Source organism: uncultured Methanobrevibacter sp., from assembly GCF_900314695.1.
Taxonomy (GTDB): Archaea; Methanobacteriota; Methanobacteria; order Methanobacteriales; family Methanobacteriaceae; genus Methanocatella.
In genome coordinates this window covers 34535-48746 of sequence record NZ_OMWD01000011.1, presented here as the reverse complement: position 1 = coordinate 48746, position 14212 = coordinate 34535, and the positions used below count along the sequence as shown (strand labels likewise).

General features: G+C 32.0%; 10 protein-coding genes and 2 tRNA genes. 10 read left to right on the top strand and 2 right to left on the bottom strand.

Translation table 11 applies throughout. From position 1 onward, the window contains the following. Window positions 1-462 precede the first annotated feature (462 nt). From tgtA to QZN45_RS04935, 8 genes are all read left to right on the top strand, one after another. Window positions 463-2442, top strand: a complete 1980-nt coding sequence (gene tgtA / locus QZN45_RS04970; RefSeq protein ID WP_296811500.1) for a tRNA guanosine(15) transglycosylase TgtA — start codon at window positions 463-465, stop codon at window positions 2440-2442. An 8-nt stretch (window positions 2443-2450) separates the two neighbouring features. Further along, a complete protein-coding gene (locus QZN45_RS04965; protein ID WP_292609518.1) occupies window positions 2451-3119 on the top strand; it encodes a class I SAM-dependent methyltransferase in 669 nt (222 codons plus the stop codon). Between the two features lie 89 nt (window positions 3120-3208). Further along, window positions 3209-3282: transfer RNA gene (locus QZN45_RS04960), tRNA-Gly, on the top strand. Window positions 3283-3290: 8 nt separating this feature from the next. Further along, window positions 3291-3364, top strand: a tRNA-Gly gene (locus tag QZN45_RS04955). Window positions 3365-3507: 143 nt separating this feature from the next. Then, the gene (locus tag QZN45_RS04950) at window positions 3508-4545 is read left to right on the top strand and encodes a hydroxymethylglutaryl-CoA synthase (RefSeq protein WP_292609516.1); all 1038 of its coding nucleotides are present in this window, start codon (window positions 3508-3510) and stop codon (window positions 4543-4545) included. A 12-nt stretch (window positions 4546-4557) separates the two neighbouring features. Further along, window positions 4558-5715, top strand: coding sequence for a thiolase domain-containing protein (locus tag QZN45_RS04945; RefSeq protein WP_296811499.1), 1158 nt, complete (start codon window positions 4558-4560; stop codon window positions 5713-5715). 24 nt (window positions 5716-5739) lie between these two features. Beyond that, window positions 5740-6588: a DUF1848 domain-containing protein gene (locus tag QZN45_RS04940; RefSeq protein ID WP_296811496.1), complete on the top strand. Its 849-nt coding sequence runs from the start codon at window positions 5740-5742 to the stop codon at window positions 6586-6588. Between the two features lie 186 nt (window positions 6589-6774). Continuing rightward, window positions 6775-7713, top strand: a complete 939-nt coding sequence (locus QZN45_RS04935; protein WP_296811494.1) for a DUF1848 domain-containing protein — start codon at window positions 6775-6777, stop codon at window positions 7711-7713. Between the two features lie 80 nt (window positions 7714-7793). On the opposite strand, the gene QZN45_RS04930 is transcribed toward QZN45_RS04935, so the two are convergent. Together QZN45_RS04930 and QZN45_RS04925 are read right to left on the bottom strand one after the other, a co-directional pair. Continuing rightward, window positions 7794-8972 carry a hypothetical protein gene (locus tag QZN45_RS04930; RefSeq protein WP_296811492.1) on the bottom strand — a complete coding sequence of 393 codons (1179 nt, stop codon included), beginning with the start codon at window positions 8970-8972 and terminating at the stop codon, window positions 7794-7796. Window positions 8973-9176: 204 nt separating this feature from the next. Further along, window positions 9177-11255, bottom strand: coding sequence for a hypothetical protein (locus QZN45_RS04925; RefSeq protein ID WP_296811489.1), 2079 nt, complete (start codon window positions 11253-11255; stop codon window positions 9177-9179). A gap of 234 nt (window positions 11256-11489) precedes the next feature. Between QZN45_RS04925 and QZN45_RS04920 the strand changes: the two genes are divergently transcribed. Together QZN45_RS04920 and QZN45_RS04915 are read left to right on the top strand one after the other, a co-directional pair. Further along, on the top strand, window positions 11490-12791 hold the full coding sequence (locus QZN45_RS04920) for a hypothetical protein (protein WP_296811487.1): 1302 nt from the start codon (window positions 11490-11492) through the stop codon (window positions 12789-12791). A gap of 64 nt (window positions 12792-12855) precedes the next feature. After that, window positions 12856-13827 (top strand): hypothetical protein, encoded by a 972-nt coding sequence (locus tag QZN45_RS04915; RefSeq protein ID WP_296811485.1) that lies wholly within the window; start codon window positions 12856-12858, stop codon window positions 13825-13827. Window positions 13828-14212 lie beyond the last annotated feature (385 nt).

Here is a 14212-nt window from a genome sequence, read left to right as displayed (position 1 = left end):
AATTAAATGAATCTGCCATGAATCTATTAATATCCAATATGATGTTGCAATTGCGGAGTGATGGTTGCAGATCATGTTGATAATTTTAGATTCTCCAGGATGTCTGTATTACTCATTATAATTACTAAATAACTCATGAATAGACGATGAATCACTAAAAAATTTTCTCCTAAAATTTGTTGGGACATGCTGGATGCAGATTAAACACGAAGTAGGGTTAAATTTTTTTTAACCTCCTTTTTTCCTTTTTTTACAGTTTACTGATTATTTCTCAATCTGATTGTGATAACATTTTTTAACATGCCAATGCAATTTTTTAATTTTTAAATGAGCAAGATTTATATAATTTCTAATTTAAACTTTATTTAGATATTAACTATCTTCAAATTATTTTTTGAGGACAATTTTTTTTTAATTAAACTTGATGATTTAATTTTTAAAAACTATTTAGAGTAAGGTATAATGTTTGAAATTAAAGCGAAAGATAACATGGGGCGTGTAGGTGTTTTAAAAACCAAGCATGGTGACGTTAAGACTCCTGCATTGATGCCGGTAATTCACCCACGCAAACAGACTATTGATGTGGGCAAATATGGTGCGGATATTGTAATTACAAATGCATATCTGATTTATAAGGATGAAGACTTGAAAAAGGAAGCTGTTGAAAAGGGTTTGCATGAGCTGATTCATTTTGACGGTCCTATAATGACCGATTCAGGTTCCTTTCAGCTTTCAGTATATGGTGATGTGGAAATCACCAACAAGGAGGTCATAGAATTTCAGGAATTGATCAAAACAGATATCGGAACAAGTCTGGACATTCCGACAGCACCTTTTGTTGACCGTGAAAAGGCTGAAAGCGATTTGGAAATAACTCTTGAAAGAGCCCGTGAAGCTGTTGACTATAAAAAATCTCAGGATATGGAAATGCTTTTGAATTCAGTAGTTCAGGGTTCCACATTTCTTGACTTAAGACGTAAATGTGCCAATGAATTATCAAAGCTTGACGCTGATTTGTATCCTATCGGCGCTGTAGTTCCTTTGATGGAATCTTATCATTATAAGGATTTGGTTGATGTTGTAATGAATTCGATGAAGGAACTGCCTGACAGCACTGCAAGACATCTTATGGGTGCAGGCCATCCGATGATATTTGCACTGTGCGTTGCGATGGGATGTGACCTGTTTGACTCAGCAGCATATATTTTGTATGCAGAAGATGACAGGCTTTTGTCAACTAGAGGAACATATAAGCTGGAAAACCTTCAGGAAATGCCATGCTCCTGTGAAGTATGTACCAAATACACTCCTGATGACTTGAGGGCAATGCCAAAAGAGAAAAGAAGGGATTTAATAGCTCAACATAATTTGCATGTCTCTTTTGCTGAATTGAGATTGATTAGACAGGCCATCTATGAAGGCAGTTTAATGGAACTTGTGGAAGAAAGATGCCGTGCCCATCCTGCACTTCTGGAGGCTGTAAGACAGCTTGGAAATTATTCAATGGATTTGGAAAAATACGATCCAAGAAGCAAAAAGTCAGCGTTTTTCTACACAGGTCCAGAATCATTGTGCCGTCCCGAAGTCTTAAGGCACATGCAAAAATTGCGTGAAATGCCTAAAAAAAGAGACCTGGTCATATTGCCTCCGACCAGAAAACCTTACTCCAAATTTATCTCAGGAAAACTTGGTGAATTTTATATTTATGGTGCAGAGCAGGAAATCGATTTGGAAAACACAGATTTCATGGTCTTGGATGTGCCGTTTGGGTTAATACCTTTAGAAATTGATGAAGTGTATCCTTTAAGCCAGAATGATGCTCCAAAAACACGTGATGTAGACAGCATTGAATTTGTAGAGGATTTCATATCCGAATTTGTGGAATATTACGACCAGGTTTTAATACATTCACGGATAATCAAGGACTTGGAAATTGGCCTTTACAATAAGTGCATTGATTCCGATGAGATAAGATATAAAAAGGATGATGTCCAGAAAGTTAAGGCAATTGCAGATTATCAATTCGGCTTCGGAGCTGGAGATGCATTGTTTGAAGGAAATATAAAAATAGAAAAAAGTAAAAAAACAGGCAAAATCAGACACATCTATGATGGAAAGGTGTTGATTGTAAACATGAGAGCATCAGATTCATATTTGGTCTTATCAAAAGAAGGTGCCAAAAGGCTTCATAATGCAATGCCTTATCCGGAAAATAGGGTGGTCGTAAATAAGGACTCCGAACCGTTTGCACTTGATGGAAAAAGTGTATTCTGTAAATTCGTAGTTGACTGTGATGATAATATACGTGCAAAGGACGAAGTTTTGATAGTTAATGAGCAGGATAAGTTGCTGGCATATGGAAAAGCATTGCTTGGAGCCTGTGAAATAAAGGAATTCAAAACAGGTCAGGCTATTAAGACACGTAAAGGATTCAAAAAGTAGGTGATAAAATGGCTGATGAAAATAAGGTTAATACAGGTCACAATATTGAAGATAAGGAACTTATAAAAAACGCCCGCAAACCCGTGGGGGAGTTGGGTCATCAAATCTTGGATAGGATGAACGAATCCCATGAATCAATGGCTCAGTGGGGTGTAACTCACTTTGAAATAAATGAAGACAGTAAAATTCTCGACATCGGATGCGGCGGTGGGAGAAACATTGAAAGATTTGCCGGCCAAATATCTGAAAACGGCAGGGTTGTTGGAATTGATTATTCTGAAGTCAGTGTGGAAAAGTCCACCAAATTAAATCAGGATGCAATTGATGCCGGAAAGGTTAACGTATTGCAAGGGTCAGTGTCTGAAATGCCATTCTATGATGAAACATTTGACATTGTAACAGGCTTTGAAACAATTTATTTCTGGCCAGATTTCATCAATGATTTAAAAGAGGTTAACAGGGTTCTTAAAAAAGATGGTTTGGTATTTTTCTGTAATGAAGCAGTTTACAGGGAAGGTCAAATGGAAAAATATGATGATCTTGTGGAACTTCTTGACATGAAAATCTATTCTGAGGACGTTTTAAAGGAATCTCTTGAAAAGACAGGTTTTAAAGATTTCAAAGCATATGTTGATGAAGAACATGATTGGATTTGCGTGACTGCTAGAAAAATCTAATTATTTTTTTATTTTTTTATAAAATTCTTTTAAAAATCGAAAGTTTTATATACTATCAAAACATAAGTTTACTTGTTGTTAGTTTTCATGCGGTGTTAGTCCAGCCTGGTTAAGACTCTAGCCTGCCACGTTAGAGACCCGGGTTCAAATCCCGGACGCCGCATTTTTTATGCAGTCGTGGTATAGTCTGGTTATTACTTGGGCCTTCCAAGCCTACAACCCGGGTTCGAATCCCGGCGACTGCATCTTGAATAAATTCTTTTTTTAAAATTCTTTTTTTGTTAAAATAATGCTCTTTTTTAGTTAGTTTTATATAATACTAAAAATATAATATAAATAATTAAATTGATTTTTAATGTCTTTAAATATTATGATTTAAGGTGATTTAATGGTAGGAATAGTAGGATATGGTGCGCATGTGCCATCATATAGAATTAAAGTAGAGGAAATTGCAAAAGTATGGGGAGATGACCCTGTTGCTTTGTCAAATGGATTGGTTGTTAATGAAAAATCCGTTCCTTCTGCTGATGAAGATACTGCAACTATTGCAGTTACTGCTGCTAGATATGCTCTAGCAAGAGCTCAAATTGATCCAAGTAAGATTGGTGCTGTTTATGTAGGTTCAGAATCACATCCATATGCAGTTAAGCCAACAGCTTCTATTGTTGCTGAAGCGATTTGTGCAACTCCTAAATTGACTGCTGCAGATTTGGAATTTGCTTGTAAAGCCGGAACTGCAGGTGTTCAAATGTCAATGGGTCTTGTAAAGTCTGGAATGGTTGAATATGCATTGGCTATTGGTGCTGATACTTCACAAGGTGCTCCTGGGGATGCTTTAGAATATACTGCATCTGCTGGTGGTGCAGCTTATATCATTGGTAATAAGGACACTATTGCAGATATAAATACTACTTGCAGTTTTACAACTGATACTCCTGATTTTTACAGAAGGGAAGGTCAAAACTATCCGTCACACGGTGGTCGTTTTACTGGTGAGCCTGCTTACTTCAAGCATGTTTTAAGTGCAGCAAAAATGTTATTTGAAGAAACTGATACAAAGCCTGAAGATTATGATTATGCTTGTTTCCATCAGCCTAACGGTAAATTCTACTTGAGGGCAGGTAAAAAATTAGGTTTCACATCAGAACAAATCAAACAAGGTCTTTTAACTCCTAATATTGGAAATACCTATTCTGGTGCTGTGCCTCTTGCATTATCCAACATTTTAGATGTTGCAGAACCTGGTGACAAAATATTTGTTGTCTCATATGGTTCAGGTGCAGGAAGTGATGGATTCACAATCACTGTAAAAGATGAAATTGAAAAAAGAAGAGAATTAGCTCCAAAAACACAAGATATCATTGATGACAAAACATACGTTGATTATGCTGTTTACGCTAAATTCAAAGGTAAAATTAAAATGTAAGGGGGCTTGAATATGAGAGATGTTGCGATTATCGGAGTTTCACAAACTAAATTTGGTGAATTATGGGATTCTTCCTTTAGGGATTTGATTGCTGAAGCTGGTTTAAAAGCTATCGTGGATGCAGATATTGGTGGTGACGACATTGAAGCAATGTTTGTTGGAAACATGTCTTCCGGACTTTTTGTAGAACAGGAACACATTGCAGCACTTATTTCTGATCATGTAGGTCTTAATCCAATTCCAGCTACAAGAGTTGAAGCTGCTTGTGCATCAGGCGGTCTTGCATTAAGACAAGGAATCATGGCGGTAGCATCCGGTTTTCATGATGTGGTTATTTCTGCAGGTGTTGAAAAAATGACTGATGTTGTGGATGCAACTCCAGCTATTGCTACTGCATCAGACCAGGAATGGGAAGCACAGCAAGGCGCTACTTTCCCGTCATTATATGCAATGATTGCAAAAAGACATATGCATGAATATGGTACCACTCGCGAACAATTGGCACAATTTTCTGTTGTAAACCATAAAAATGCATCTAAAAATCCTAATGCTCAATTCCCATTTGAAATCAGTGTTGATAAGGTATTGAATTCCACTATGGTGGCAGACCCATTAACTCTCCTTGACTGTTCCCCTGTAAGTGACGGAGCAGCAGCTATTGTAATGGTGCCTGCCGAGGATGCCAAAAAGTATACTGATACTCCAATTTATGTAAAAGCTTCTGCACAAGCTTCTGGAACTTTAACATTGCATGATAGAAAAGACATTACTACCATTGAATCTACTAAGGTTGCATCCAGAAAAGCTTATGAAATGGCAGGAGTCACCCAAAAAGACATTGACGTTACTGAAGTCCACGATTGTTTCTCAATCAACGGTCTATTGGCTGTGGAAGACTTAGGTTTTGCTGAAAAAGGTAAGGGTGGAATAGCTATTGAAGAAGGTCAAACAGAAATCGATGGTGATTTCCCAATCAACTCTTCAGGTGGTCTTAAAGCACGTGGACACCCATTAGGTGCAACCGGTATTGCTCAAGCTGCTGAAATAGTATGGCAACTTAGAGGAGAAGCTGGTGGACGTCAAGTTGAAGGTGCAGAAATCGGTATGACTCACAACATCGGAGGAACCGGTGGTACTGCAGCTGTACATATTTTCGGAAGAGATTTATAAATCTCTTTTACTTTTTCTTTTTTTATGATTCTTAACACAGGCACAAGAACTGATATTCCTGCTTTTTTTAGTAAATGGTTCTTGAGAAGGATTGAAGAGGGTTTCGTACTTAGCAAAAACCCATATAACAATCAGATTTATAAATATAATTTCAATCCCAAAAATGTTGACTGTATCTGTTTTTGCTCTAAAAATCCAAAACCTCTGGTAAAGAATTTGGATAAACTGTCTGATTACAGGCAATTCTGGTTTACAACAATAAATCCCTATGGAAAAGACGTTGAAGTCAATGTTGTGAATTACAAAAAGGTCATGAAAACATTTAAGGAGCTGTCTGAAACATTGGGCATTAATTGCGTGTCATGGAGATATGATCCTATTTTTATCACTGAAAAATATAACTTGGATTTTCATATTGATAAATTTGAAGAGATGGCATCTGAATTGCATGATTTTACTTCTGACTGCACAATAAGCTTCATTGACTTGTATCAGAAGGTTTTAAGGAATTTTCATGAAGCTCGTGAAGTCACGACTGAGGAACGTTTGGTTATTGGTGAAAATTTTGCAAGAATTGCCAGGCAATATGATATGCAAATGAAAACATGCGTTGAAGGAACATTGCTTGACCAGTTTGGATTTGATTCATCCGGTTGCATGACTCAACAGGTATTGGAAAAAGCTATTGGAAATAATTTAAAAGTCCCCAAAGGAAAATACAGAAATCGAGAATGCAATTGTTTAATGGGAAGGGATATTGGATTATATAATACCTGCCTTCATGGGTGCAAATATTGCTATGCAAATAGTCACGAAATTATCTACTACTTTTCTCTCACTATAGATACTAATTTTATTTTCTTCAGTAATTAAAGTTTTGGAAATTCGTTCAAATCGTAGAATTTTAACATATATTCAGATATAAAATAAAAATATTAGTGAATGTATAGAAATAAAAATGTTGTCTTGAACAGTTATTATTTATCAGAAGAGGTTACATAAGGCTGGTCAAAACACAAATAAGAAATGTTAATGTCACCAGATATAGTAAGTGATAACATGATAATAAATGTCGGCGGAAGAACAGATATAGTAAACTACTACACTCCATGGCTATTGAACAGACTTAGTGAAGGATATTCATATTCAAGAAATCCATTTGCAAGAGAGAATGTGTATAAGTTAAGCTTAAAGCCTGAAGATGTTGATTGTCTTCTGTTCTGCTCCAAGAACTACCAACCTATACTGAAACATATAGGTGACATTGATGAAAAGTACAATATATTGTGCAACTACACGATTACTGCATACGGCAAGGACATAGAACCGAAAGTCCCATCAATAAATCAATCTATTAAAACGTTGAAACGATTATCCGATATTGTTGGTAGCAACAAGATTCTCTGGAGATATGATCCGATACTTCTGACTGAAAAATACACAGTTGAAAAACATCTTGAAACATTTGAGTATATGGCTTCAGAAATTGCACCTCTGGTTTACAGATGCATCTTCAGCTTTGTTGATATGTACAAAAAAGTTGAAGAGAATATGCCGGAAATAATTCCATTCACTCAAGAGGATAAAGAAAAGCTATTGAAAGGGATTGGTGAGATATCAAGGAGATATGATCTTTACACTCAATCCTGTGCAACAAATGAAAGCTATGAGAAATATGGTATACATGCTGCAGGATGCACCACTCGTGAAATATTGGAACAGGCACACAATGTAGTTTATAAAAATGTTAAAGGAACTGGAATTAGAGAAAATTGTCACTGCATTCCATCAAGAGACATAGGTGCTTATAATTCTTGTTTAAGTGAATGTAAATATTGCTATGCCAATCGAAAACCGGACATTCCTAAGAATGTTATAAAATTGCATGATGAGAAATCACCATTATTACTTGGACATCTTAAGGAAGGTGACAAGCTAATTGATACAGAAGTAATAAGATATATTGAGCCAAAGCAAACAACTTTATTTGATTTTTAAATGAGTGTCATAAGGATATTATTAATTATTCTTCCATTTTTAATTATAAATTTATAAATAATAAAAGAATTGATTTTATTTCAATGTTTAAAACTAATTTCCTTTTTATTTAAATAATCATTGAATTTTCCATTATATTTTAGTAATGATAGAATAATTTTATCTAATAAGAATAATGTTCTAGCAAATTCCACACTCATGTTTATTTCCCGATTACATTTTTTATAAGGAATTGATTTTGGAACTTTTCCTGTGTGAATTATTTCATTTCTAATTTTTGGAAAATCGTAATCTTTTGAATTTAAGTTTAAATTTGATTTAAATCGCTCTTTATTTTTTAATAAAGATAATTTTTCACCTAACGTAGTATTATTATATGCTAATTTTTGAGAGAGCTCCATTAAATCATTGTCAGGAATATCATATTCTTTTTCATTGAAAAATTTGTTCATTTGTTTATTAATTCTTTTTATAGAACTGGGATTAATTTCTTCTCCTTTCTGTTTACAGTTTTCTTCATGAGATAATAAAAATGATTCAAGAGCTACAACTAGCAATATATAACCACTATCTACATAATTACTTAGTAATGATTCCAGATAAATGCTGATAATAATATTTAAAGAGAATGTATAATAGTTTTCTAAAAAAATAGGATAAGATTCTTCTATAAAATATTTCATATTTCTTGGTTCAATTAATTTTTCCTTGTTTGAGAATTTAGTTGTTAAGGCAGGCCATAAAACTGTTTTAATCAATTTTTTATCGTTATAAAAGTTAAAACAGACGGGTGAAATGTTGGTTCTTGTTGCATATGACATTAAATAGGTTAATTTGTTCATTTCATAGACAATATCTACCTTTTGATTTTTTAAATCGATTTTTGCTAAAGAAGTTATTAAAACATCTTCTTTATCTTCATATAATAATGTTTTAGAGTTGTTATAATCGTAAGTGCTTTTGAAATCAATTAAATAATTGTCAGTTTGTATATTGAATTCTAAAAAATTACTATTTCTTGAAATATTATTTAAGAAATTTGTTAAATAGACATCAATAGTATTAAATTTTGTTTTTTCATCTTTAAACAGAATGTTTACTGGTTTGTAAACATTTAGAATACAATATGTCGGTTTTCCATTATTTACATTGAAATTGATATTAGAAATGACTGCTTCTTCTATTTTAATCTGTGCAGAATTGTCAAATAATTTCCCTGTAATTGTACAATAATCATCTTCTTCACTATCCCTTTCCATAAATGGGACTGTAAAAAATCCTCCAACAATAATATCTATTTTACCATCTACATATTGCATTAAATAAAAAGGAGAATGAAATTCTTTTTTGTTAAATGAGAATGTTCCTATGCAATTATAACAATTGAAAATATCTTTATTGATTATTAAACTCAACATGGTTAAATTATGGTACTATTAATTAATAATCCTATCTGTATTACATTATTGATTTTCATGTTTATTTCTAGAATTAATTATTCGTCCATATTCGTAAAACCAATCAAAAGTGCCGAATTCCATTAATTGATTTGGTAAATTTTTATAAAAGGAATTGTTATCTGATGATTTTTTTATTACCTCAAATAATTGTGAAAGGCTCATAAAATATGTATTTGCATGTGCATACTCTTTAAAATTAATTTCTTCAATTTCATTTAATTTATTGTATGATTCATTAAAATCTATAATATCTTTTTTAAATTCTTCAAATTCATCATTTAATTTATCGTCACCGTTTTCAAGAACATATTCTCCATAAATTAATGTATATAAAAAATATTCAATGAAATTGGGATTATATAATGAACCATATTCTAATTGGGTTAATGAAATTCTTTTGACATGTCTTTCGTTCAATGATAAAATATATTTAGTTTCATCCTCTAAATCCAATTCAACTTTCCCATATTTTTTTAATAAATATTCTAATTTATTTGCTTGAAATTGTGATTTAACAAAACTACCAAATAAATCCATAAAAATCCTATAATTATATCCTGCTTTTGATTCTCTTCTCAATACTTTCTTTTTTACTTCAATAAGAATAATTGATTTATCAGTTTCGATTATAAAGTCGGATTCTCCTTTACATTTTCCATGTGAAAATTTACTATTGGGAATATAGATTATGCTCCGTTCATCAAATAAATGTCTAATTAATAATTCTAATCTTGTTCCAAAAACATCATCTAAATTTTGTTTAAATTGTTTTTTATAGGGTTTTCTTAAATTATCTGCTATAACTTCATAAAAATTAGGACTAATGACTGGAATGGTTGGTATAAAAAAACTGGTTTGATCTAACTTTATTAAAGGTCTTTTATAAAAATCAATTTTCAAATAATCTGCTGGAAAAATATATTCATAATTAATATTATCTTTATGAGACATAAAATTTAATATTTTTAAATAATCATAATAATCCAACACATAATCCTCCTTTTTAGATAGTCTGAGCATTATTCTATTTCCACTATTTTGAGAAATATTTTTTAATTGTTCTATAATACTTATAAATTCTTCAAGAGAGAATCCTAGAGTTGATTCAAAGAAATCATCTTCAAAGGAAAAGAAATATTCGCATAATTTTAGTTCTAAATCAATATTTCCTTGTGGAACTCGAAATAAGGAATCATACAAAACTAAATCAGAGACATGTTGTGGGAATGTTTGTTCATTTTGAAAAATATGATTAAAGATATTATATTCTTGAACATCATATACTCCATTTACAATTATTTCTGATAATTTTTTAATTTCGTTATATAATCTTTCATATTTCTTTCTTTTTGAATAATGCTTAAAATTAGGATGTTTTAGCGCTAAATTAAAAAGATATCCCCATGGTGTTTCCAGGTTTTTGTTTTGATTTAATATGTCTGTATTTTTCATGAAATAAAATCTTTTAAATTCGGAACTATACTCTACATTATTAAATATCTCTATAATTAAATTTATTCCTCCAAATGATTCTATTTTTTTATCTAATTCAATTAAAATGTTATCTAATCCATAAATAAAATCAATTTTGTTGTTTTCTATTTTAATCTTACAACCTTTATCCATAAGGTATCTAACTGATTCTGATCTATTATACTCCTTAGGAAAATGTTCTTTTAAATTGTCTTTAGACAAGTTGTTGTAATTTTTAAAATTTAGATAATTTTTACAACATTCAATTACTTCTGCCCATTTTTCATCATCAAATGGGGCTAATCTTTCCATATATGGATTAATATAAAAAAATGTTTCAATGATTTTCAAATAGGGGATTGAATTTTCATTTAAAATAACTTCACGATAAATCAACTCTTCTTTTAACATATTAAAAGTATTTCGATTGATTTTACCTAAAGGATAGTTAAGATTGGCAATTTTTGTTCTTAAATCATTAGATATTGCTTTTTCAATATAATTAATTGATTCTTCTTCAATATCTACTCGATATTCTTTCATAAACTCTTTTTCATTATGTATTGATGCAGGGATATTATCAACTAAATTTTTAAATTTGTTTAACATTAACATGCTCCTAAAGTAGACTAATGGAAATTTTATAGTTGCCGATTTTCATAAAACAATTTAAAAATAACTTGTTGATAATATATGTTTATCATCAATAATAATTGTTTACGAATTAGAGTGATGTAGCTTAATATTTAATAATCTCTATAAATTTCACATTAAATTTATTACTTATTTTATATAAAAAATATAATAAATAATATAATAAAATAAATTTTGGAAATGATTGTCATGAGACTTACTGATTATATTAAAACTAGATTATTAAATAATAGGGTAGAGCAGTATAACACTAAGCGTAGCTATTGGGGTGAAGATGAAAGACAACCTAGAACTGATGGAATAAATACGGGCCTTGATTTGCCGGATGCACTTCCACCAGTAATTAATAAGACAATAGCTAATGCACGTTATGCTGTTAAGCTTGACGGTTATACTTCAGGAATTTTGAAAAACAGAATAGATAAAGCTAATGTTAATATTGTTCTTATTGATAAAGAAAATAAGTTATCTCAAGAGCAAAAACTAACTTTGATTTTATGGGCCAGAAAAATTGACATCAGCCAAGTAGCTAAAAATATCTTGCAAGGTGGAATGGTTGATGGAGAGGGTTTAATTAAACCTGTTGAAAGATGGGACAAATCCATAGGCAAATACATTAAACCTATCTTTTTAGAAATTGGTGCTCATGGCTATGGATTGAAAAAAGAGTTTAATGATGATAATGAAGTGCAGCTATTCTTGCATGAGATGCCGAAAGATATTGTTAACGGATCTCCTGAAGAGTTCAATAATTATGTTAGTGTTGAAGAAGGAACATTAACGGTAAAGTATGAGCCTGAAGAAGTCATTAACTTCATGTATAATGAAATATATTGTGAAGCGCAAAGCATTATCCTGAATTGTCTTGATGATATTTATCACAAATGTAACTTGGAGCGAAACCAGGTAGAGAGAATTAATAAGGATAATATTATTGAAGTTAAACCTTCATTGGATGCTAACGGCCAACCTATAGTTACTGAACTGTCATCATCCGCTAAAGAAAATTTGTATGCGGACTATGGAACTACTGCAGACAGTAATGTAGCTATTGTGCCTCCAGGAATAGAAAGTAAAATACTTGGGGGTAACAACTACCAGTCAGATTATACAAGACAAACGGAAATCTTTAGAAATAATATTTTAAGGACTTTTGTAACTCCTCAGTCTCAGGCAGGTAATGAAAAGTCTAACCAGAATGTGGCTGAATACATTAACGATTCAGCCATTACAGGTTTTATTGTTAATGTGGCCAATGACCAGAAATGGGTGTTAAAGTATTGCAATGAACTATTAAATCGCCAACTGGAGTTAATGGGTGTTAATGAAACTTTAGATATCTACTTCAGCTATTCAAGAGATGATATATTAAGATACATTATGGAACTTTCATCTGAAGGTGATGAAATCTATAAAAACTATCTTAGTAACTTTGAAGAGGAACAGCCGGTAGGTGAGAGGATTTTAACGGATGGTGGTGTTGAAATATAATAAAGATTTATATAAAAGATATAATAAAATATATAATAATTAATATAATAAAAATGTGATAATGATGAGACATGAACTTTTTGAAGTTGGATCATACGATTACTCTGACTTGGATGATAGACTTGACAAACCTGTTGAATGGACGGAAGATGATCTAAAGCTAATAGCTGAAAACTACCGTGGAGGAATTCCCTTAACTTCAGAACATGACAATATCTATGTAGGAATCGGAAATAATATTGAATATGAAGAAGGAAAGCTATTCCTTGAAATTCCGGATGAACTGGATATGGAAGGTAAAGGCCTATCTCCTAAAGTTGATGTCTTATTGGAAGATAATGGAGATTCGTTTGGAATTGATACTATGAGTTTAATAGATGTTGGAGTTACTAAAAACCCTAGAAAGATAAGATTATTGAATTCAGAAATAACCGGAGAAACTGGTGCTGCGGGAAATCCAAATCCTGAACCTGCACCACAACCACAGCCTCAACCTCAGCCACCTGCAAAAGATACTAATGTAGCTACTAGTTTACTTTTAGAAAAGTTGCAAGGTAAAGATGTGGAGATTGGAAAACTTCAGGATGAGATTAATAACCTTAAAGAAGAATCTAAAAAATACGATGAGATAAAAAAAGCTATTGAAGAAAATAAGGATTTCATTGATTCTAAAGATGAAATTTTAAAAGAATTATCTGAGCTTAGAAAAGCTGAAAATGAAAGGAAAATAAAAGAATACGAAGCTAAATATAACTTCAATTATAATGAGAATGCTCAGGATAAGGAGATAATTGATAAGCTATTATCTGGTGATGTTGATATGGAGCTGATGGAAAAACTGGCTGAGAGAAGAATTAAAATTGAAGCTGCAAGTGACGGTTCAGCACCTGGAGGAAGAAATCCGGCAAACAGTGGTGAAAGTGAAGAAACCGGATCTACTGGTGGAAGTGAAGATGAGAATGCTCCTTCATTTACTACTCGTGAGGAATATAATAAAATCTTAAAGGATATGGGATTCAACAGAACCAGAATCTAGCTATGATGGTGCTTTTTGCTTTTTTCACCGGAGCTAAATTCATTGAATCATCTAATTTAGGGAAGTGGTGTTTAATGGTCTGTTTCAATCTTTCCCTAAAATTTTAATAGTTCGTTTATTGGGATTAAAAAGGCATTGAAACCCTTAATGCCTAATTAAGGGGGGACAACCCCATTTAATTACCAATGAGACCAATGCAAATGAAATTAAGTTTTTCATTACTTAACCCTCGAACCGACCGGTAAACGGTCGGTTCTTAAATCTGACAACCTAATTATTTCCCTATATACTTATTGGACTTATTTTTATTGAGTATGAAAAATATAATTTAAATAACGAATATTTCAGTTTAAACTATTTTCATAGGTATTTGTAAACTCTCTAA